Here is a 21054-nt window from a genome sequence, read left to right as displayed (position 1 = left end):
AACGCGCGCCCTGGCAAGAGTGGGCTCAGCCTTCAGCCAGGGCCAGCTAGCGCGGGGTGCTGCTACCAGGATGCAGCAGGAAAGAGCGTTCGGTAGTCATGATCGGCAATGTGGCGCTTCGATGGCCAAAAACAAAGTCTCCAAGTCTTTAGGCGACGTGGCGGCATTTCCAGTCCTCGCTGGATTGCTTTGCTTGGATGACACGCCATCAGGAGCAAGTGCCCCCGTCGATCAGGCCTAGGAAGCGGTGAGCCGCAAAAATTTTTATCCGTAGCTACCGCTCCTGGATGAACGACTTCGCTCACTACAGCTATTTCGCGGCGTTCAAATCCACCGCAGGCAGCGCCGCCAATTGCTGCTTAGTCATTTTGGTCACGACGTCCATGTCGGTGCCGCGCTGGGCGGTGGTGAGGCCCGCGATCGGAACATGGACGAATTTATCGGGATGGCTGTCCTCGATCTCAATGAGAAGTCTATCGACCTTGCCGCTTCCGTCGCGAGCCAGCGCCTGAACATCACCCAGTTCGACGTTATTGGCGTCGACGAGGTCAGCATCGAGCAGTTGTGCTTCGCTCAGTCCGAGTGCAACCGGTGCCGGGCCCGCTGCAGCTGCGCTGGCCTGTGCCGCGTGTTCGACGCGATCCTCAGCTTTGTCCTGGGCGTTGCCGCAGCCAGAAAGCAGAACGGCAGTAGCTCCAAACAGCGCGAGTTTTACGTGCATCGATCTGACCTCCAGCAATGAATGATGATTGGCAAACGGGTCATTTGACGCACAGTTCCAGATCATCACGACGGCGCACGCGCCAGCGCGCTGTCGTAATTGCTGAGTTTCAGAAAGCTTCCGATCTGGAAGACCTGAAATTTTCGGTTGGAAAGGTTGACCCGGTCGCGAGGGATCGGTTGATTGACCATGAAGGAGCCTGACATGAAGCTGGAATCGGTAGCGCTGCACCATGGGTATGACACAGATCCGACGACCCGGTCAGCGGCAGTCCCGATCTATCAGACCACATCCTACACGTTCGATAATACCCAGCACGGCGCCGACCTTTTTGACCTCAAGGTGCAGGGCAATATCTATACCCGCATTATGAATCCGACGACCGCGGTGCTGGAAGCGCGGCTCTCCGAGATGGAGGGCGGTATTGCAGGGCTGGGACTGGCATCGGGAATGGCAGCCATAACCTATGCAATCCAGACGATCGCGGGCGCTGGCGACAACATCGTTTCGGTATCCCAGCTATATGGCGGCACATACAATCTCTTCATGCACAGCTTCCCGCGGCAAGGAATTGAAGCGCGGCTGGTCGACGGCGAGGATTACGCCGCAATGGAAGCCGCCATCGATCGCGGGACAAAGGCGATATTTCTGGAATCGATTGGCAATCCGGCAGGCAATATTGTCGATATCGAGCGCGTCGCCGAAATTGCACATCGCCACAGTGTGCCGGTCATTGTCGACAATACCGTCGCAACCCCGTTCCTGTGCAGACCTATCGAGTTCGGCGCGGATATCGTCATCCATTCACTGACCAAATATATTGGCGGACATGGCACGACTATCGGCGGAATGATCGTTGACAGTGGCCGCTTCGACTGGACCGCGGATCGTGAGCGTTTCGCGATCCTCAATGAACCGGACCCATCCTACCATGGGGTCGTATACACCGAGGCGCTCGGCGCCGCCGCCTTCATTGGACGGGCCCGGGTGGCACCACTGCGCAATACGGGGGCAGCGCTGGCACCGCACAGCGCTTTTTTGTTGCTACAGGGCCTTGAAACGCTTGGCTTGCGAATGGAGAGACACTGCGAGAATGCGGAGAAGGTCGCTCGCTATCTTCAGGAGCACCCCAAGGTGGCGTGGGTCAACTATGCCGGACTGGCCAGTAGCAAATATCATGCGTTGGCGCAGCGACTGACGCGGGGGAAAGGGTCTGGAATCCTAAGTTTCGGAATTCAAGGCGGGCAGCAGGCTGGCGGGGCGTTCATCGACCGGCTGAAGATGATCCTCAGGCTGGTGAACATCGGCGACGCCAAGTCACTTGCCTGCCACCCGGCGTCCACCACCCACCGGCAGCTAAGCGGCGCCGAATTGGCGAGAGCCGGAGTAAGTGAGGATCTTGTGCGGATTTCCGTCGGCATCGAACATATCGAGGATATTCTGGCCGACATCGATCAGGCGCTAGCTGCTGTTTAAGCCAGGCGATAGAGAGGCAGCAGGAGTTCGCCGCTTGTTCACCCAAAGTTGAGCTCCTGCTGGCCTTCGCGTGTTTGTATCCGTGACGCGGCAGTCAGACCCCGTGCGCGGCCGATCAGCGTGTAGACCGCGTGGCGCTGCCCGCCTCTGTTGCAGTGATCGATGCGGTAACCCTGATAGTGACGACGAAGCAGGCCGGCTTTTACGAGCTCGGAGACTGCTCGGCTGAGGTTGGATTTTCCGGCCGTGCGAATGCGCACGCGCATCTCCGCCGCCACCACTTGCTGTGCCGCCTCGGCATCGCGAGGGAGCGCGCCATCTTTGTCGAGGTCCTTGTGAACCCGCTCGGCCAGCGCCAGGTGGCGTGGTCCGCGCTGCGCCATGGGCGTAAGCGCATCGCATAACCAGTCGCGCAAAGACACAAGCTCATCGTCCCGCTTGATCCAGGGACCCGCGCTTCCATCGGCCCGCGCGACCTGCGCGATTAGGTTAAGCAGCATGAAGGCATAGCGGGGGCGGCTCGACACCTGTGCCAATTGCTCGAGAACAGCCGCGATATCGCAGCTGTTCGAGGGCTCGTACGCTTTAGCTGACAGAAACATAACGCGACTGAATCAAGCACAAAGCAGGATCGATGTGAATCCGGTTTTCGCCTCAAATGGTATTTTGTCGCCTATGAGGCCTCACCTCAAGATTTGTTCGCCAGACAACGCTAAGCTGGACATAGTGAGAACATCTTAAGCGACGAGCCGAATTCTGCCGCTCGGGTCGTGAAGTGCTCGGTACTCGCGGTTGCCGCTGAAAGACGCATCTTCCCAAAGGTAGTCACCTGTCAGGCCGATATGCGACCATCCTAGGGGTGAGACGTGCGCTAGCAGTGCTTCGTCCATCTCAATTCCCGAGTACCGCAGGTGATCGGCGGCCCGGCCGAGATAGAGGGCATTCCAGTATGCAATGGCGGCGATGAGCAAGTTGAGCCCAGATGCGCGGTATTGTTGGTTCTCAAGAGTTCGATCGGTGAACCGGCCCTGGCGGTTGGTGTAGATGGCGTCTGCCAGAGCGTGCCGAGCCTCTCCCTTGTTCAATCCGGCTTGGCAGGCGCGGCGCAAATCCGGCTGTTCCAGCCAGTCGAGCGTGAACAACGTCCGCTCGATGCGGCCAAGTTCGCGAAGGGCAAGGTCAAGCTTGTTCTGCCGGCGATAGGCGGAAAGCTTGCGCAGGATGACAGATGGAGCAACAGTTCCTTCCCGAATTGAGGCGGCCATTCGGACGAGATCATCCCACTCTGCCTCAATGGTGCCGACCTTGATCGCCTGGCCGAACAGACATTCGATGCCTTTGTAGTTTGCACCGGATACGATGGTTGCGAGCCGCCGGTCTGCAAGATCACGCATTCGAGGGACGAAACGGAACCCGAGCAGGTGGCACAGGCCAAAGACGTGATCCGACGCACCGCCGGTATCGGTATACAGCTCCTTCAGTGGCAATTCGCGGGCCCCTAGCATCAGGCCGTCGAGCACGTATGGGGCCTCGCTTGCGGTGGCAGACATGATGCGCGAGCTGAACGAGGCAAAATGGTCGGAAAGGTGCGAGTAAATTTTGATACCTGGCTCGTGACCGTATTTTGCGTTGATCTCGGCTGCGCCCGATCGGATCCGGCCGGTGCGGAAGAACTGGCCGTCGGATGATGCACTGACACCTTCGCCCCAGTTTCGCGCGAACGGGAGGCGGTGATGTTCGCGCACAATCTGGGCCAGGGCGGCCTCGTAGTTCTCGGGTGAAATATACCAGTTCTGGGTCCAGGCGAGCTGCGCATATGTGACGCCCTGGCTGGCGTTGGCCAAGCGGCGCTGAGGCGGGCAGGGGCAAACGTGCGTGGGAAAGACGGTTTTCTGGTCATGGCAGAGCGATCTCGATGCCCGCGTTACTCGCGATGTGATCCGCTCAGCGCTCGATCAGGCGATCGGCATGTTGGCAGCCGATCTCGACGAAGCCGATCGGCCGAGCCTGACCTCGGACACACAAGGTGTCGCCGGTACGCCTGATATTGTGGCCACGATTCTGCGCAAGATCGATGAGGCTGCGGTGTTCGTGGGCGATGTGACGCCAACCGCTGTTTCAGCCAGCGGCAAAGCATGCGCCAACCCCAATGTGCTGATCGAGCTCGGCTATGCCAACCGGGCGCTGAGCGAGCACCGCGTACTCCAAGTGTGGAACACGGCGTTCGAGGGTGCGACAATCGAGAAGCTGCCCTTCGATATGCGGGGGCGGCGCGGTCCTATTGCCTTCAACCTGCCGGTCGGCGCCGAGCGCGAGGATCTGCGTAAGGTCCGCGCGGATCTGACAAAGCGCCTTGCCGAGCATCTGCGCCTTGCCCTCGGCCAGCTTCCACCACCGCCGCCCGAAGCCGTTCACTGGCAGCCGCATTTCGAGGGCGATCCGGACCTCTGGTTCGACCGCAACGAGCCCCAGATCGTCACGCACCCAAGCCATGGATCAAGCAAGTACCGCTGGACGGACCATTTCCCGGGCTATGCGCGCCTGATTCCGTCCAAATGGCAGGCGATGTTGGGCGCCAAGCAGGCGCTGGCGAGCGGGCAGGGGCATCCGGACCTGATGGCCGATGCCCGCTCGATCAGCCACGGCACGAGCCGGGGCGGAACGGCGATCTACTGGCCCCAGGCGGAGAAGGATGGTGTGGCGAACACCGTCGCTGTGACGCAGTGGTTTGAGAAGACCGGCGAGTTCTGGGGTGTCGCCGGTGGGTTCTTGTTCGAGCGGGACGGGCGGCGCACGTTGTCGACCGGCTATTTCTTCCGCCATTGGCTGGACTTCCTGAAACGCAACGCGAGCCTCGCGCTCAGTCATGGCGGTGCCCTGCCGATCCATGTCCGGATGGGCGTCAACGGTCTCGCGGACTCGTGGTGGCCGCTCGGGGCCTTCGCCTTCCGGGAAGATGGGTTCGCCGCAGTTGAACCCTCCTATGAATTCACCGCGACCCTGACCTCAGTAGAACCCGACGCGCTGCAGCAGGTCGCCGTCGACGCTTTCAATGGCTTGGCGGCCGTGTACGGCCAGGAGCCCTACACGCTTGAGGAGATCCTCGAGATGGCGCGGCGCTGATCGATGAGTGGTCGGCCGGCCAAGATCTCCGCGCCGCTCGCGGCGGGCAAAATGCCCGGGCAGGCACTCGTGCCGGTCGATCTGACCTGGACTGTGGTGCAGATGAAAGCCGGCGAGCGGATCACCGTCAATGAGATGCTGATCGCAGCATATCAGGCCGCCTCGTCGCCCCACAGCATCCGCGCCCTCAAATCCGACATCGAGGCGTTCGACGCCTGGTGTCGGCGAACCAATCGGTTCGCGCTGCCGGCGACGGCTGAGACCGTAGCCGATTATCTCGATGCACGAGCAGAAAATGGTAGCCGTCCTGCGTCGCTGGCGCGCTACAAGGCGTCAATCGCCAAGATCCACCAGCTGCTCGATCTGAAGGATCCAACGCCAGCGCCATTGGTCAAGCTGCGGCTCCAGGCGGTGCGCCGCGAGAAGGGCGCCGCGCAGAAACAGGCGCGGCCGCTGCGGTTCAAGGGGCCGGTTCGCGACATCGAGCGCGACAAGGCGCGCGGGCTTAACATCCGCGCGTTGCTCGAGAGCTGCGCGGATGATCTGCCGGGCCTGCGCGATAGGGCGCTGCTATCAACCGCTTACGATACCGGTCTGCGGGCCTCGGAACTGGTTGCGGTCGCGGTCGAACATATTGAAGAGGCGATCGATCCCGAGGCGCGGCTGCTGCAGATCCTCCGCAGCAAGGGCGATCAGGACGGGGAAGGGGCGACCGCCTACCTCAGCCCGCGCACGGTCGCGGCGATCGCAGCCTGGTGTGAGGCGGCCGAGATCACAGCAGGGCCGCTGTTCCGCCGTGTGCAGGTTCGGCGCTACAAGGCCCGGGCCGCGGTGCGAGGTCGGCCGATCGACAGCATCTCAGGCCGGGAGACGTGGGATCTGCGCAAGACGCTCTCGAAGCCCGCCATCAAAGCACGCGTCGAATATGACATCGGCACCGTCGCGCTGCACCCGGGCTCGATCGGGCCGATCTTTCGATCAATTATCCAGCGGGCGTTCGATCGCGGCGCGCTGTCCGATCTGACGGCCGAGGATCTGACCCGGCTGCTAAAGGGGATCAGTGCGCACTCCACGCGGATTGGGCTCAACCAAGATCTGTTCGCGAGCGGCGAGGATCTTGCTGGGATTATGGACGCTCTCCGGTGGAAGTCGCCGCGCATGCCGCTTGCCTACAATCGCAATCTTGCGGCTGAGCAGGGGGCGGCAGGGCGGCTCATGGCGAAGCTCACCTGACATAGCGCCCACATGTCATGTCGCGCGACCGACCGCTGGCATCGTCCGGCATACTAGACAAGGCAGCTTCTTATTCGTTTCGAAGACCTATCAGTGTGCAAGAAACATCCAAATCATTTGGTTTGTAGTGCGTCGATGATCGGACAATCTGGCCTCTCGTTCCCGTTGCAACGCTCGGCGAGGTCCAGCAGCGACCTTCTCAGTGCCTCCAGTCCAAGCGCCTTGCGATGCAATTCGGCGGCACGGGTCAATGCGATGTGCTTTACGTCGGCGCTTTCACGCGCACCGTCCGACCACAAGCTTAGCAGCGACCGAATATCCTCAATCGGAAAACCAAGGTCGCGGGCATTGGCAATGAACCGCAGTCGATGGAGATCGGCATCGGAATAATCGCGATAGCCAGACTGGCGGCGCGGCGCGGCACCGATCAGGCCAATCTTCTCATAATGGCGAATCATGCGCTGCGAGACGCCGCTGGCGCTCGATGCCTCGCCGATCTTCATAGCTTGGCCCCGTTAAGTCTGAGCGCATTGGTCACCACCGTGAAGCTCGACAGTGCCATGGCGGCGCCAGCGATCATCGGCGATAGTAAGATGCCTGCAATGGGATAGAGGATACCGGCAGCGACCGGTACACCGACCCCGTTGAAGACGAACGAGAAGAACAGGTTCTGCCGGATGTTGCGCATGGTGGCGACCGCGAGCCGGCGTGCACGAACCATCGCGGCGAGATCGCCCTTGGTCAGTGTCATGCCAGCGCTCTCGATGGCGACGTCAGTCCCGGTGCCCATGGCGACGCCGACATCCGCCGCCGCCAGCGCCGGGGCGTCGTTGATCCCGTCGCCGGCCATCGCGACCACTGCACCTTTTGCTTTGAGTTCACCGATGATGCGGGCCTTGTCCTCGGGCTTCAGCCCGGCATGGACTTCGTCAATGCCGCCGATAGCCCGCGCCACCGCATCGGCCGTCGCTCTCGCGTCGCCGGTCAGCATCACGATCCGCAGCCCTTCCTCGCGCAGGGCGGCGATCGCGGAGGCCGCCGATGGCTTAATCGGATCTGCGACCACGAGGAGGCCGACCAGGTGGCCATCGATCGCTACGAGCATCACACCTGCGCCCTCACTGCGGTGCTTGTCGGCTACGTTATCAAAGGATGACGGATCCACGCCAACGCGACGCATTTGTTCGGCATTGCCGACCACCACGTCGCGCCCGTCGACCTTGCCACTGACTCCAAGCCCGGTCTGGGACTCAAACTGCTCGACTTTCGCAATCGGAAGCTCGGCTTCGCGCGCGGCTTCGACGATGGCCTGGGCAAGCGGATGTTCCGAAAGAGCTTCTACGGCGGCTGCGGCCGACAACACCATGTCGTGCTCATACCCCTCAGCCATCTCGATGGTCGTAAGGGCCGGGCGGCCTTCGGTCAGCGTGCCGGTCTTGTCGATCACCAGAGTGTCGACCTTCTCCATCATTTGCAGGGCTTCGGCATCCTTGATGAGCACACCGCCGCGCGCGCCGCGGCCGGTTCCTACCATGATCGACATTGGCGTCGCCAGGCCGAGCGCACAGGGACAGGCGATTATGAGCACGGCGATCGCATTGAGCAGGGCATGACCAAAGCGCGGCTCAGGACCGACGAAATTCCAGACAATGAATGTCGCGATCGCGATCGCGACGACGAGCGGCACGAACCAGCCCGATACGCGGTCAGCAACCGCCTGGATGGGCGCACGGCTGCGCTGGGCTTCCGCCACCATCTTCACGATCCGCGCCAAAACCGTATCCGTCCCGACCGCGCGCGCCTCGATCACCAGCGTTCCCGTGCCATTGACGGTGCCGCCTGTGACAGTCGCGCCCTTCTCCTTGAGGACGGGAGCAGGTTCGCCCGTTATCATGGATTCATCGACCGACGAGCGCCCGTCGATAACAACGCCATCGACCGGCATCGCCGCACCGGGACGCACGCGGACATGGTCGCCGGCCATTACGTCGGCGAGATCGACCTCCACCTCTTCGCCGTTGGCATTGATGCGCCGAGCAGTCTTGGGGGCAAGATCCATCAGCGCACGGATCGCACGGCCGGTCGCCGCCCGAGCGCGCAGCTCGAGTACTTGACCGAGCAGCACCAGCGTCACCACGACGCCTGCCGCCTCGTAATAGACAGGCACGATCCCGTGCATCCGGAAGGATGGTGGAAATAGACCCGGCGCGACCGTGGCGATCATGCTGTACGCAAACGCCGCGCCGACTCCGATCGACACGAGCGTGAACATGTTAAGATGCCATGTCACGATCGAGGCCCAACCGCGCTGGAAGAACGGCCAGCCTGCCCACAGAACGATCGGCGCCGTCAGCGCGAACTGGACCCATGGCGAGATAGCAGAAGGCACAAAATGCATGCCCAGCATCTCCGCGATCATCGAGATGGCCAGCAGCGGCACGGCGAGGACCGCTGCTACCCAGGTTCGCCGGGTGAAATCGACAAGCTCGGGATTGGGGGCATCATCAAGCGACGGCTCTTCGGGTTCGAGCGCCATCCCGCAAATCGGGCAGGTGCCGGGACCATGACGGCGAATTTGTGGATGCATCGGGCATGTCCACATTGCGCCGGACGATGCCGCAGGTTCAGGTGGTTTGCCATCCAGATAGGCGCTCGGATTGGCGACAAATTTGGAGCGACAGCCTTGGCTGCAGAAATGATAAGTTTGCCCGTCATGATCGGCATGATGGGATGTTATATTCGGGTCGACCGACATCCCGCAGACGGGATCGGTCACAGGTTCCGAGCCGCCGCCCTTTGACGTCTCGTTCGCGGGGGCCGCGCAACAGCTATGATCATGACCTGTATGCGCCGTGGATTTAGACTCGGACATTCCCGTTCTCCTTCTCGACGCAATCCCATCTAGGGTCTGACATCGTGTCAGGGTCAAGGGTTGCAATAAAAAGGCTACCCACCGTTCAACGGCTCGAGCGTGCTGAGCCAGGCAACCAGGCCCAAGATCATGATCGCCATCACGGTTTCCACCGCGAGGCTGCGCCGAAGGAACGCAAGCGCTTGCGCATGATCGCGGCGCTCAATCGCCCGTTCAAGACTCGGCGTCAGCCGGAAGCGATTGGCCGCGGCCATCGCCAGCATGCCGAGAAAAAGGACGATCTTCGCCAGCATCAATTGGCCCCATAGTCCGGCCGCGGCACTCATCACATTGGCGATGCCTACGATGACCAGCCCGTTGGCGAGCCCGGTGACCACAATCAGCCCGACGATGACAGTGCCGACACCGGCGAAGCCGTCCAGCGCCCGGTGCAGCGTTCGGACCTGCCCCGCGTCGTCCTTCGGCGAGCCCCGCAACGCCAGGAGCAGCAACGCAAACAGGGCACCGACCCAGGCGCCCGCAGCAAGTAGATGCAGGATGTCCGCCCCAAGATGGACCATCCCCGCGCCGCCCTCGGTGGCCGCGCCATGGCCCGACCAGGCAAGACTCGAAAGCCCGACGCCCGCAGCGACGGAAATCGCGCTAAGAGCAGCAACGGGATGACGGGAAAGAAGGACGCCGGCGAACAGGCAGAAGGCCAGCGCAGCCATGCGAACCAGAAAGGCGGTGCCCACCGATGTCTGGGCAAGCAGCATGGTCAATGTGTCGGATTCGACCTGAAGCAGGCCGGTTCCGGCCATGGCCGCCGCCATGGCAACGAAGCCGATCGCAGAGAGGGCGATGCCGGTGATCGCCAAGGTCCCGGCAAGCGGGCGGAGCGGCAGCAATCTGGCGTGATGCCGCTCCTCGCCGCGAAGCCCATAAAGAGCGAAGAGCGGAACACCGAAGAGCAGGGCCAGATCGCCATACAGCGCGAAGCGCGCCGCAATGACGAGCCAGTCACTCACGTCTCAGCGCACCGTGAAGGTCAGATGGCCCTCGATGCGGTGCGTGTCGGTGGAAACGACATGCCAATGGGCGTCATAGGTGCCGGCCGGAAGCGGCTTGGGCAGTGCGGCGACGAGAGTCTTGCCGTCCTGCGACACGCTGGTCTTGAACCCGGCAACCTTCATCGGCGCATGACGGGCCATGCCTGGCATTCCGGTCATGACTAGGTCCAGGCCGGACATCTGCGGCATCAGCGTCTCGCTGAAGGCGAGCGCGATCTGGGTCGGTCTGCTGACGGTCGATCCTGCCGCGGGCGTTGCCGACACCAGTTTGGGATGCGCCAGGGCGGGAGAGGCGATGGTGAAGGCCGCAACAGTGGCTGCGAGCATGAGGTTTCGGAAGGGCGCCATGGGTTTCTCCGTTGGGGTGGTACGGTGAATACGCACGCCCGTGGCCAATCCCTCATCAGGTGATTGCGATGCTGCTATGAGGGATCGGGGGCGCCGATGCGTAATATCGGCTGAGAGCGTGGAGGATGACGCATGACCAATATTGACGCAGAACTGGCCCGCCTGCGCGAAATGCCCGTCCACCCGCGACTGGCGTCGATCGACGAGGCCGTCCTGGCGGGTGTGGCCGTTCACGCCGCGGGCTCGCGTCCGCTTTCCGGCACGGTTTTTGGAATAGCCGCGCTCGCCGCGCTCACGATCGGGATCGCCGGCTCGGCGCTGCCGGGCGCGCCGGTCAGGGCTGCGTCTATCGCGCCTTTCGGCGCTCCGCCCGCATTGGCGCCGTCATCCTTGCTGGGCGGTGGCGAGTGAACGACCGCCGCCGCCTGCTGCTGATCGCGCTGATCGCCTTTGCCGCGGCGATCGTAGGGGTCTTCGTCGGACGCGCCTATGTCGCGCGGCAGACGCCGGTCGAAACCGAGCTTCACACGCTGCTCCACCGGCAGCTTGAACTCGACGACACCCAGCACGCGAAAATCGAGGCCATCGAGCGCCGCTTCGCCGTCCGCCGGCAGGCACTCGAACTCGAGCTGCGTGCCGACAACGCGCGCCTCGCGGACGCGATCGAGGCGGAGCATGGCTACGGGCCGCAGGTCAGCGCGGCGGTCGATCGGTCGCACCAGGCGATGGGCCAGCTCCAGAAGGAGACGCTGGAACATATCTTCGCGATGCGCGGCGTGTTGCGTCCCGATCAGGCCGCCCGGTTCGACCAGGCGGTGGTCAAGGCACTGACGGCCAAGGAGCGGTGACGCTCGATCTCGCCGGCTGCTCGGATGGCGAACTGGCCGCACTGGCGCTCGCCGGCAGGCAGAGTGCCTATGGTGAACTCATGCGGCGCCACCGCGAGCCGGTGTACCGGCTGGTCCGGGGACATGTCGGCGATGCCGATGCCGCGCTCGACGTCACCCAGCAGAGTTTCATCGCCGCCTTCTCCGCGCTGGGGCGCTACGACGGAGCGCGCCCGTTCCGGGTCTGGATGGCGCGCATCGCCATCAACAAATGCCATGACTGGACGAGGCGGCGCGCCGTCCGCAGGCTCTTCTCATTCGCGCTGCCGATCGATGCGGCAAGCGATGTCGCCGACGAGGCCGCGACGCCGGAGGAGCTTCTCTCGGACCGTCAGCAGCTCCAGCGGACGATGACGGCGATCGCCGCCTTGCCCGGTTCGCTCAAGGAGCCCCTAATCCTGCGGACGATCGAGGGCCTGTCGCAGGCCGAGACGGCATTGGTGCTGGGAATCAGCGAGAAGGCGGTCGAGACGCGCGTCTATCGCGCTCGCGCCAGGCTGGCGGAAAGTTTGAGGGATTGACGGTCGGCCCGCGTATTTCCGGATAACAGCGTCAATCAGGGGTTGCCAAGTCATGCGTTCATCGAACCTGGATCGCCGCGCTTTGCTGCGTGGCGCTGCGATTGGCGGCGCGGGCCTGGGCCTTGCCAGCTGGTTTCCTGCCTGGGCGCAGCCGGTATCGGCCGGGATCGCCCGCCCGTTGCCGATGGTCGGCGGCAGCGACATCGCGCTGCGGATCGCCCACCAGATGATGACGATCGACGGGCGCGAGAGCCACGCCATCGGCATCAACGGCACCGTCCCCGCGCCGCTCATCCGGCTGAAGCAGGGAACGACCGTCCGGTTGTCGGTGACCAACGATCTCGACGAAGACAGCTCGATCCACTGGCACGGGCTACTTGTCCCGGCGCAGTTCGACGGTGTTCCCGGGATCAGCTTCCCCGGCATCCGGCCGCGGTCCACCTTCGTGTATGAGTTCCCGATCATCCAGTCCGGCACCTACTGGTATCACAGCCATTCGGGGCTCCAGGAGCAGATGGGGCATTACGGCCCGATCGTGATCGACCCCGAGGGCGAGGATCCTGTTCGCTACGACCGCGAGCATGTGATCGTTCTGTCGGATCACAGTTCGATGCACCCGCATGCGATCTTCCTGAAGCTCAAGCAGCAGGCGGGCTACTTCAACTACCAGAAGCAGACGCTGGCCGGGCTGCTCGCGGGGCGCGACCAGTCGCTCAAGGAGCGAATGGACTGGGGCAAGATGCGGATGGACCCGACCGACATCTCCGACGTGACCGGCTCGACCTATGCCTTTCTCGTCAACGGGCACGGCCCGAGCGACAACTGGACCGCGCTGTTCCGGCCGGGCGAGCGGGTGCGGCTGCGCTTCGTCAATGCCTCGGCGATGACGATCTTCAACGTCCGCATCCCCGGCCTGCCGCTGACCATCGTCCAGGCCGATGGGCAGGACGTTCGTCCGGTCACGGTCGACGAGTTCCAGATCACGATCGCCGAGACCTTCGACGTGATCGTCACGCCCACCGACGAACGAGCCTACACCATCGTCGGCGAGGCGGTCGATCGCTCGGGCCTGGCGCGGGCGACGCTGGCACCGCGCGAAGGCATGGCCGCCGAGGTGCCGCCGCTCCGCTCCCGGCCGGTTGCAACGATGAAGGACATGGGGATGGATATGTCCGGCATGGACATGGGAGCAAGCGGCGGCACGATCGACCTGAGCAAGCCCGATGGCGGCATGGCCGGCATGGACCATGCTGCCATGGGCCACGACATGGCGGCTGGAGCCGCTGGCGCGATGGCAGGCATGGCACCGGCGCCGCAAGCCCGCGCCGAAATGGCTGGAATGGATCATTCCGCGATGGGCGGGATGAGCATGAACATGCGCGACCCGAAGAATGCGCCGCAGGTTCGCATGGGGCCTGGGGTGCAGACGATCGCACCGATGGCGATGGACCGCACCGGCGAGCCGGGACAGGGTCTCGAGAATGTCGGCCACAAGGTGCTGGTCTACCGCGACCTGATGGCGCTGGCACGCAATCCCGACGTTCGCGCACCCGACCGGGCGATGGAGATCCACCTGACCGCCAACATGGAGCGGTACATGTGGTCGTTCGACGGGCGGAAGATGAGCGAGGTCAAGGCGCCGATCCCGTTCCTCAAGGACGAGCGGGTGCGCGTGACGCTGGTCAACGACACGATGATGTCGCATCCGATCCACCTGCACGGCCATTTCTTCGAGCTGGTGACCGGCCATGGCGAATATGCGCCGCGCAAGCATACGGTCAACGTCCTGCCGGGCGGCAAGGTCACCTTCGACGTCACCACCGACGCGGTCGGCGACTGGGCGTTCCATTGCCATATGCTCTACCACATGCACGCCGGGATGATGCAGGTCGTCTCGGTCCGTCCGCGCGGAGACGCGGCATGAAGCGCATCCTGCTCCTTGCACTCGCGCCGCTCGCGATCCCCGTGCCGCTCGCAGCGCAGACGATGGATCATTCGACCATGCCGGGGATGCAGATGCCAACGCCCAAGAAACCTGCGGCAAAGCCGGCTCCACGCCGCCAGCCCGCGGCGCAACCTTCGCAGCGACGCGCCGCGCCGCGCAAGCCGGCCCCACCCCCTGCGCGCGCCGGACATGCCGGCCCGGCGCGTCCCGCGGAAGCGCCAGCGCCTGCGACTGATCCGCACGCCGGGCATAATATGGCGACGATGCCCGGGATGACCATGCCCGATGCGCCGGCTAAGGCACCTGCGGGCCAGGACATGGGCGCGATGCCCGGCATGGACATGGGCGCGGCCACGTCCGACCAGAAAGCGGGCGGAACGGCGCTGCCGCCCGGCAATGCGCCTGCGCCTGCGCCGCCGACCGACCATTATGCCGATCGCAGCTTCCCGCCCGGGGAGATGGCGCGTGTCCGGGCCGATCTCTACAAGGAGCATGGCGGCGGTACATTCCATCAGGTCATGTTCAACCTGGCCGAGTATCAGGCGCGCAAGGGCGGCGACGGCTTCCGCTGGGATGGCGAGGCGTGGCTCGGCGGGGACATCAACCGGCTGGTGCTCAAAAGCGAGGGCGAGGGCGGGTTCCGCGGCGGCGTGGACAGCGCCGAGATCCAGACCCTCTATTCCCGCGCGATTAATCCCTACTGGAATGTGCAGGCCGGCGTCCGCCACGACTTCCAGCCCAATCCGTCGCGCACCTATGCGACGATCGGCATCGAGGGCCTGGCACCCTATTGGTTCGAGGTCGAGGGCGCGCTGTTCCTGTCCGACAAGGGAGATGTCCTGGCCCGCGCCGAGGGCTATTATGATCAGCGCATCACCCAGAGGCTGATCCTCCAGCCCCGGGTCGAGTTGAACTTCGCAGCGCAGGATGTCCCCGAAAACCGGATCGGATCCGGCCTGTCCAACGCCGAGCTGGGCCTGCGCCTGCGTTACGAGATCCGGCGCGAGTTCGCGCCCTATGTCGGCATCTCTTATGAGCGGAAGGTCGGCGATACCGCGCGTTATGCGCGCGCCGACGGCGAAGGAACGCGATCCACGAGCTTCGTGCTCGGCATCAGGACCTGGTTTTGAAGAGCGCCCGACTCCGGGTCCATGTGTCGGCCAGCCGCGTGCATCGCTGGTTGGCAGTTATCGTCGGCGTCCAGCTGCTGATATGGTTCACCAGCGGTCTCGTGATGAGCGTTCTGCCAATCGAGCGGGTTCGCGGCTAGCATCTTGTCGCGAAGGAGTCGTCCCAACCTCTGCCCTCGGGGGCGGCGCATCTTCTGTCGTCGCTCCCGCGCGAGGAGGCCGCGATCGCCACTCTCACCCTCGGAATGGTGCTCGACCGGCCGACGGTCGCCATCGGCTATGTCGATGGGCGTCGGCGGCTTCTCGACCTCGCCAGTGGTCGCGAGATCAGGATTGACCGGACTCTTGCCGAGCGGATCGTCCGCGCGGCCTACAAGGGACCGGCGGTCATGGCCCGGACTCAGGCGGTGACCAGCAGCTCGACCGAATATCGCGGCGCGTTGCCGGCCTGGCAGGTGGCGCTCAACGATGCCGACGCCACCCGCGTCTATGTCGACGCGGCGACCGGCCGCATTGCCGCCGTACGAACCAACACCTGGCGCCTCTATGATTTCTTCTGGGGCCTCCACATCATGGACTGGAAGAATCACGAGGACTTCAACACGCCCTGGCTCATGGCGTTCGCTGTGGGGAGCCTGGGGCTGGGCGTGGCCGGGACCGTCCTTCTCTACATGCGCTGGCCGAGGCGATTTCGACATCGACGGACTGCCGTCTGATGGCTTGAGCGTTCACGAAAGGGGGGAGAAGCGGAAGACAGGAGAAGTATGATGATGAAAAACCCCTATCTCAGTCTGGCCGTCCAAACGGTCGTCGGTGGCGTCATCATGTATCTGGTCATGTTCGTGATGATCGACGGGCTCGACAGCTTCTACAACAATCTCAACATGCTCTACATGACGCTGATGATGATCGCGCCGATGGTGGCGCTGATGATCCTTGCCATGCGGCACATGTTTCCGTCGCGTGGCGCCAATGCTGCGCTGCTGCTGGGCTCCGTCGTGGTTTTCTTCGGTTGTTTCACACTCATCCGCACGCAAACCACGATCGGGGATCGCGCCTTCCTGCGGTCGATGATCCCGCATCATTCGGGCGCTATCCTGATGTGCAAGGAGGCGTCGCTCACCGACCCGCAGATCATCAGGCTGTGCGGGGAGATCAAGGAATCGCAGCGGCGCGAAATCGGCCAGATGAAGGCCTTGCTTGCGCGTCAATGACCGACGCTGCTCGGTCCAGCGGATCGCGCCTCGCAATTTTCTCGAGGGATGCGCAACTGCCGCGCGTATTGGACGAAGAAGACAAGTGGAAGGAACGGCGAGGCCGCCGCGGTCGCGCCCGCAGGAAGGAACGGACAATGAAGCTGACCCGCCGGCTCGCCATACTGCTCGCGCTCGCTGTGCCGTCGCTGGCCATGGCGGCAACGGACATCGTCGTTCACCGCGATCCCGGCTGCGGATGCTGCGAGCAATGGGCGGCGCAGGTCCACCGGCAATTCGGACGCCGTGTGACAATGATCGACGACCAGCGGCGCGCAGCCTTCCAGCGCGCCCAGGGCGTGCCGGCCCGGCTAGCCTCATGCCACACCGCGGTGATCGATGGCATGGTCTTCGAGGGGCATGTTCCGATCGACGATATGAAGCGGCTCCTCGCGCAGCGCCCACGCGGTGTGAAGGGGCTTGCGGTCGCGGACATGCCGATCGGCTCGCCCGGCATGGAAGTTCCGGGGCAACGGGCGCAGGCTTTCGACGTCGTCGCCTTCGGACCCGCCGGCCAGCGCGTCTTTGCGCATCATGGCGGGTGACGTGATGATTGCCGTGGACATGAGGATCGACTAGACTGAAACGGTCGTGAAACGTGCGCTTCGCCTCTTTCTCCTCCTGGGAGCCCTGATTGGCCTGTTCGGCCAGGCGGTCGCTTATGCGTCCGCTCCGCCCGCAATGCCCGTACCGATGGCGATGTCCGGGATGGCAATGGACGGCATGTCGGAAGACTGCATGAAGATGATGGCGCAGCAACAGCAGCCCGAGCAGAAACCCTGCAAGGGCATGACCCTGGCCTGCATCGCGGCAATGGGCTGCGTCGTTCCCATGGCCGTTCGCAATGACGCACCGGCGCTTGGCAGTCGCCCGGCCGATCCGTCGCTGGCCTTCTGGACCACCACCACCGTCCTGCACGGCAGTGAACTTACTCCCGAACCGGAACCGCCGACTCTCCTTGGCTAATCGAACCCGGCCGTAAGGCTGGCAGGATCGTTGCGCCTGTCGCGCATCGAAACATCCTGTCCGGCCTGCGGCCATCACGATGATTTGCCAAAGGATTACAGTCATGAAAAACCGTGTCTTCTATGCCCTGCTCGGCGTAGCGCTTGCCGCACCTGTTGCCGCATTCGCCGGCCAGCCCGACCACAGCCAACAGTCCGGCCATTATGAGTGGAAATCGGTTCCGCAATATGGCCCGCGTGCCACGGGACCGGTTCAGCGGCGCGTCTGGGTGCCCGATACCAAGCAGGTGGCAAGCTGCGACTGCGACATGATGAAGATGAGCAGCACCAGCGCTGCTGATTGCATGAAGCAGATGCACAGCATGGCATCGCCTTCGTCGGCCCCTTCGGTCGGCTAGGCACAGGTTCTGGCCGCTTCAGGTCGCTTAGACGGCTAGGCCAGCAGTGGCGGCGGGATGCCCCCATTCCGTCGCCACTGATGTGCCCGTCATAATGCGCGATGCCGGCCTGGTCGTCCGATCAGGAGATTTCCATGCGATTGTTTCTTTGCCTGCCGCTTCTTGCGGCGATTCCCGGCATGGTGTTCGCCGGTCCGCTTACCTTCGAAGCCGCGCTCCAGCGCGCCCGGCAGGAAGCGCCGTCGATCAAGGCCAAGTCGCTCGGCGCCGATGCCGCGCGTTCCGCGCGCGGCGCGGCCGGCGCGCTACCCGATCCGACGCTTGGGGTGAGCGTCGAGAGCTTCCCGATCTCGGGACCGCTCGCGTTCGAGCCGCAGCGTGACGATTTCACGATGGCGCGGGTCGGCGTGTCCCAGGACATTCCCAATCTCGCCAAGCGACACGCGCAGCAGGCGCGCGCCGACAGCGACATCAAGGCGGCCGAAGCCGATACCGCGGTCGAGGCGCGCACGGTCGAGGTCGGCACCGCGCTCGCCTGGATCAACCTGGCCTATTCCGAACGCCGGCTTGCCGCGCTCGACGATGTTCTGTCCCGCCTCGAGCGCGTGGTGGAAACGACGCCGGGCGCGGTCGCCTCGGGCAACGCACGGCCGGCGCAGACGCTTGCCGGTCAGCAGGCAGTCGCGGCGATGCAGGATCGCCGGAGCGAGCTGGTGTCGAACGTGGCACGGGCGCGCGCAACGCTGACTCGCTGGACCGGCGATCCGGCCCCCGAGATTGCCGGGCCGATCCCCGATTTCGCGGTCCATGCAGCCGCCCTGCGGGAGGGCCTGGATCGTCAACCAACGATCCGAATGATCGAGGCCCAGGCCGGCCAGGCGGATGCCGACGTGCGCCTGGCCGATGCCGGGCGCCGTTCCGACTTCGGCGTCAACCTGGCCTATCAGCGCCGCGACCCCCGTTTCGGCGACTATGTCTCGGCCGGCGTGACGATCAGCCTGCCGTTCTTCACCCGCAGTCGCCAGAATGCCGGGATCGCCGCAGCCCAGGCCAATGCCGGGCGGGTACTGGCACAGCGCGAGGCCACCCGGCGCGCGCTCGCCGCAGACCTCGATGCCGATCTCGCCGACCATGTCATGCATCACGAGCAATGGATGCGCGCGCGGGACATGCTGCAGCCGCTCGCCGAACAGCGCGTCAAGCTGGAGACCGCAAGCTACGGCGCCGGACGCGCCAGTCTCGTCGATATCGCGGACGCCTATGCCGCACTCGCCGACGCAACCCTTATGGTTCTTGATCGCGAAGCCCTGGTCGCCGCCGATGGCGCAAGACTGACACTCACCTATCGGAGCGCCGACCAATGAATGAAGCCGCTTCCCCAATCCGCCCGCGCCTCGCGGCCACGGGTCTGGTCATCGCCCTGGTCGCCGGAGTCGCCGGCTATGGAATCGCGCGGTGGACGGGCCATCCGGCCGATGGGCCATCAGCCGCCCAAGGCGCCGATGCCGGCCGCAAGATACTCTACTGGTACGACCCGATGGTGCCCTCCCAGCATTTCGACAAGCCGGGCAAATCGCCGTTCATGGATATGCAGCTCGTCCCCAAATATGCCGACGAAGGCGGGAGCGGCGCACCTGGTGTGCAGATCGATCCGGCGACATCCCAGACGCTCGGGCTACGCACCGTCGCCGTGCGGCGCGGCGAACTGGCGAGCAGCCTCACCGCCACCGGCACGATCGACTTCAACCAGCGCGATGTCGCGATCGTGCAGGCGCGCGCGGGCGGCTTCGTGCAGCGGGTCTATGGTCGGGCGCCGGGAGACGTGGTCGGCGCGGGCGCACCCCTTGCCGATATCCTGGTGCCGGAATGGGGCGGCGCGCAGGCCGAGTTTCTTGCGGTTCGCCGCACTGGGAACGCGGCGCTGACCCAGGCGGCACGGCAACGGCTCATGCTGCTCGGCATGCCGGCCGGCACGATCGCATCGGTCGAGCAAACGGGACGGCCGCACAATGTCGTCACGATCTCCACGCCGACCGGGGGCGTAATCAAGACATTGGACGTGCGGGCCGGCATGACCATGACGGCGGGACAGACGCTCGCCGAGGTCAACGGCCTTGGCACGGTCTGGCTCAACGCCGCCGTGCCCGAAGCGATCGCCGGTCCGCTCAAACCCGGGCAAAGCGTGCAGGCGACACTTGCGGCGTTCCCGGCCGAGACCTTGTCAGGCCGCGTTTCGGCGATCCTGCCACAGACCCAGGCCGACAGCCGGACGCTTACCGTCCGGATCGAGCTGCCCAACCGCGGCGGGCGCCTGCGCCCGGGCATGTTCGCAACCGTTTCATTCGGTGGCAGCACGCAGCCAGCGCTGCTGGTGCCGTCCGAAGCGCTGATCCGCACCGGCAAGCGCACCCTTGTCATGCTGGCGCTCGATAAGGGCCGCTATCGGCCTGCCGAGGTGCGAACCGGAAGGGAGTCCGGCGGCGACACCGAGATCCTCGCTGGGCTCTCCGAAGGCGAGAAGGTCATCGCCTCGGGCCAGTTCCTGATCGATTCCGAAGCGTCTCTCTCTGGTGTGGAAGCGCGCCCAATCGGCGGTGGCGCGCCCACGGCCGCCAAGCCAGCTGCTACGTCTGCGCTCTACGAGACTGTTGGAAAGATCGAGCAGCTCACCGCCAATTCGGTGACGCTCAGCCATGAGCCGGTGCCGGCGATCGGCTGGCCGGCGATGACGATGACCTTCCAGCTTCCTGCCCCGAAGATCGCGCGTGGCCTGAAGGCGGGCGACCGCGTGCGCTTCGGCTTCGACCAGCCGCCTGCGGGACCGACCGTGCGGCGCATGGCGAAGGTGGTCGGTCAGTGATCGCCCATCTCATCCGCTGGTCGGTCCGGAACCGCTTCTTCGTCCTGATCGGCATGCTCGCGCTGGTCGGCGCGGGGCTGTGGGCGGTGCGTTCGACCCCGATCGACGCGCTGCCCGACCTGTCCGACGTACAGGTTGTTATCCGCACCTCCTATCCGGGCCAGGCGCCGCAGATGGGGGCGTTTGCGGGAGGGGGCGGAATCCTACGCCAAGCTCGCCCAGATAGCCGGCGCGAGATCTTACTTGTTGCTGCCTTCTACGGTCGCGCCAGAA

Annotated in this window: 23 protein-coding genes and 1 pseudogene; 16 read left to right on the top strand and 8 right to left on the bottom strand. The window is 64.3% G+C overall.

What is annotated here, in order from left to right; all coding sequences use genetic code 11:
* Window positions 1-310: 310 nt before the first annotated feature.
* Together ASE22_RS26710 and ASE22_RS27855 are read right to left on the bottom strand one after the other, a co-directional pair.
* Window positions 311-721 carry a PRC-barrel domain containing protein gene (locus ASE22_RS26710; protein WP_156397200.1) on the bottom strand — a complete coding sequence of 137 codons (411 nt, stop codon included), beginning with the start codon at window positions 719-721 and terminating at the stop codon, window positions 311-313.
* A gap of 65 nt (window positions 722-786) precedes the next feature.
* Complete coding sequence (locus ASE22_RS27855) at window positions 787-912, bottom strand: hypothetical protein (protein ID WP_268796340.1); 126 nt, start codon at window positions 910-912, stop codon at window positions 787-789.
* A 13-nt stretch (window positions 913-925) separates the two neighbouring features.
* Between ASE22_RS27855 and ASE22_RS06815 the strand changes: the two genes are divergently transcribed.
* Window positions 926-2197: an O-acetylhomoserine aminocarboxypropyltransferase/cysteine synthase family protein gene (locus ASE22_RS06815; protein WP_056356695.1), complete on the top strand. Its 1272-nt coding sequence runs from the start codon at window positions 926-928 to the stop codon at window positions 2195-2197.
* A 38-nt stretch (window positions 2198-2235) separates the two neighbouring features.
* Here ASE22_RS06815 and ASE22_RS06810 read toward each other — a convergent pair whose 3' ends face one another.
* Both ASE22_RS06810 and ASE22_RS06805 read right to left on the bottom strand, forming a co-directional pair.
* Window positions 2236-2799, bottom strand: a complete 564-nt coding sequence (locus ASE22_RS06810; RefSeq protein ID WP_056356642.1) for a hypothetical protein — start codon at window positions 2797-2799, stop codon at window positions 2236-2238.
* 135 nt (window positions 2800-2934) lie between these two features.
* Window positions 2935-4044 (bottom strand): annotated as a pseudogene (locus ASE22_RS06805) (Tn3 family transposase); the annotation flags it as partial.
* 28 nt (window positions 4045-4072) lie between these two features.
* On the opposite strand from ASE22_RS06805, the gene ASE22_RS06800 reads away from it, so the two are divergent.
* Together ASE22_RS06800 and ASE22_RS06795 are read left to right on the top strand one after the other, a co-directional pair.
* Window positions 4073-5320: a hypothetical protein gene (locus tag ASE22_RS06800; RefSeq protein WP_156397199.1), complete on the top strand. Its 1248-nt coding sequence runs from the start codon at window positions 4073-4075 to the stop codon at window positions 5318-5320.
* Window positions 5321-5371: 51 nt separating this feature from the next.
* Complete coding sequence (locus tag ASE22_RS06795) at window positions 5372-6553, top strand: site-specific integrase (protein WP_156397198.1); 1182 nt, start codon at window positions 5372-5374, stop codon at window positions 6551-6553.
* A gap of 113 nt (window positions 6554-6666) precedes the next feature.
* Here the strand turns inward: ASE22_RS06795 and ASE22_RS06790 are convergent, their stop codons facing one another.
* The 4 genes from ASE22_RS06790 to copC all read right to left on the bottom strand — a co-directional run bounded on the left by ASE22_RS06790 (window position 6667) and on the right by copC (window position 10822).
* Window positions 6667-7056 (bottom strand): MerR family transcriptional regulator, encoded by a 390-nt coding sequence (locus ASE22_RS06790; protein ID WP_056356636.1) that lies wholly within the window; start codon window positions 7054-7056, stop codon window positions 6667-6669.
* A complete protein-coding gene (locus ASE22_RS06785) occupies window positions 7053-9425 on the bottom strand; it encodes a heavy metal translocating P-type ATPase (protein WP_082545404.1) in 2373 nt (790 codons plus the stop codon). Before ASE22_RS06785 ends, ASE22_RS06790 begins: the two co-directional genes overlap by 4 nt.
* 74 nt (window positions 9426-9499) lie before the next feature.
* Window positions 9500-10432 (bottom strand): copper homeostasis membrane protein CopD, encoded by a 933-nt coding sequence (gene copD, locus ASE22_RS06780; RefSeq protein WP_056356633.1) that lies wholly within the window; start codon window positions 10430-10432, stop codon window positions 9500-9502.
* Window positions 10433-10435: 3 nt separating this feature from the next.
* The gene (copC, locus tag ASE22_RS06775; protein WP_056356631.1) at window positions 10436-10822 is read right to left on the bottom strand and encodes a copper homeostasis periplasmic binding protein CopC; all 387 of its coding nucleotides are present in this window, start codon (window positions 10820-10822) and stop codon (window positions 10436-10438) included.
* 132 nt (window positions 10823-10954) lie between these two features.
* Between copC and ASE22_RS06770 the strand changes: the two genes are divergently transcribed.
* From ASE22_RS06770 to ASE22_RS27520, 13 genes are all read left to right on the top strand, one after another.
* A complete protein-coding gene (locus tag ASE22_RS06770; RefSeq protein WP_056356629.1) occupies window positions 10955-11233 on the top strand; it encodes a hypothetical protein in 279 nt (92 codons plus the stop codon).
* A complete protein-coding gene (locus tag ASE22_RS06765) occupies window positions 11230-11670 on the top strand; it encodes a periplasmic heavy metal sensor (protein WP_056356627.1) in 441 nt (146 codons plus the stop codon). The genes ASE22_RS06770 and ASE22_RS06765 overlap by 4 nt, the downstream gene beginning before the upstream one ends.
* Window positions 11667-12230, top strand: coding sequence for an RNA polymerase sigma factor (locus ASE22_RS06760; RefSeq protein ID WP_056356626.1), 564 nt, complete (start codon window positions 11667-11669; stop codon window positions 12228-12230). The genes ASE22_RS06765 and ASE22_RS06760 overlap by 4 nt, the downstream gene beginning before the upstream one ends.
* A gap of 52 nt (window positions 12231-12282) precedes the next feature.
* Window positions 12283-14154, top strand: a complete 1872-nt coding sequence (locus ASE22_RS06755; RefSeq protein ID WP_056356624.1) for a copper resistance system multicopper oxidase — start codon at window positions 12283-12285, stop codon at window positions 14152-14154.
* Window positions 14151-15305: a copper resistance protein B gene (locus tag ASE22_RS06750; RefSeq protein WP_056356622.1), complete on the top strand. Its 1155-nt coding sequence runs from the start codon at window positions 14151-14153 to the stop codon at window positions 15303-15305. The genes ASE22_RS06755 and ASE22_RS06750 overlap by 4 nt, the downstream gene beginning before the upstream one ends.
* Before the next feature lie 245 nt (window positions 15306-15550).
* Window positions 15551-16021, top strand: a complete 471-nt coding sequence (locus ASE22_RS27525; RefSeq protein WP_235537401.1) for a PepSY domain-containing protein — start codon at window positions 15551-15553, stop codon at window positions 16019-16021.
* A 51-nt stretch (window positions 16022-16072) separates the two neighbouring features.
* Window positions 16073-16519: a DUF305 domain-containing protein gene (locus ASE22_RS06740; protein ID WP_082545429.1), complete on the top strand. Its 447-nt coding sequence runs from the start codon at window positions 16073-16075 to the stop codon at window positions 16517-16519.
* A 137-nt stretch (window positions 16520-16656) separates the two neighbouring features.
* Entirely contained in the window at window positions 16657-17103 is a 447-nt protein-coding gene (locus tag ASE22_RS06735; protein WP_056356620.1) for a DUF411 domain-containing protein, read from the top strand.
* Between the two features lie 46 nt (window positions 17104-17149).
* Window positions 17150-17524 carry a hypothetical protein gene (locus ASE22_RS06730; RefSeq protein ID WP_056356618.1) on the top strand — a complete coding sequence of 125 codons (375 nt, stop codon included), beginning with the start codon at window positions 17150-17152 and terminating at the stop codon, window positions 17522-17524.
* Between the two features lie 103 nt (window positions 17525-17627).
* On the top strand, window positions 17628-17921 hold the full coding sequence (locus ASE22_RS06725) for a hypothetical protein (protein WP_056356616.1): 294 nt from the start codon (window positions 17628-17630) through the stop codon (window positions 17919-17921).
* A gap of 134 nt (window positions 17922-18055) precedes the next feature.
* Window positions 18056-19285, top strand: coding sequence for a TolC family protein (locus ASE22_RS06720; RefSeq protein WP_056356691.1), 1230 nt, complete (start codon window positions 18056-18058; stop codon window positions 19283-19285).
* Window positions 19282-20781, top strand: a complete 1500-nt coding sequence (locus ASE22_RS06715) for an efflux RND transporter periplasmic adaptor subunit (protein WP_056356613.1) — start codon at window positions 19282-19284, stop codon at window positions 20779-20781. Before ASE22_RS06720 ends, ASE22_RS06715 begins: the two co-directional genes overlap by 4 nt.
* Window positions 20778-21054 (top strand): efflux RND transporter permease subunit (locus ASE22_RS27520; RefSeq protein ID WP_235538130.1); only part of this gene is annotated, 277 nt, incomplete at its 3' end. The genes ASE22_RS06715 and ASE22_RS27520, both read left to right, overlap by 4 nt.

Origin of the sequence: Sphingomonas sp. Root720, from assembly GCF_001428605.1 — a bacterium.
Lineage (GTDB): Bacteria > Pseudomonadota > Alphaproteobacteria > Sphingomonadales > Sphingomonadaceae > Rhizorhabdus.
This window is presented reverse-complemented; position numbering and strand designations above follow the sequence as displayed.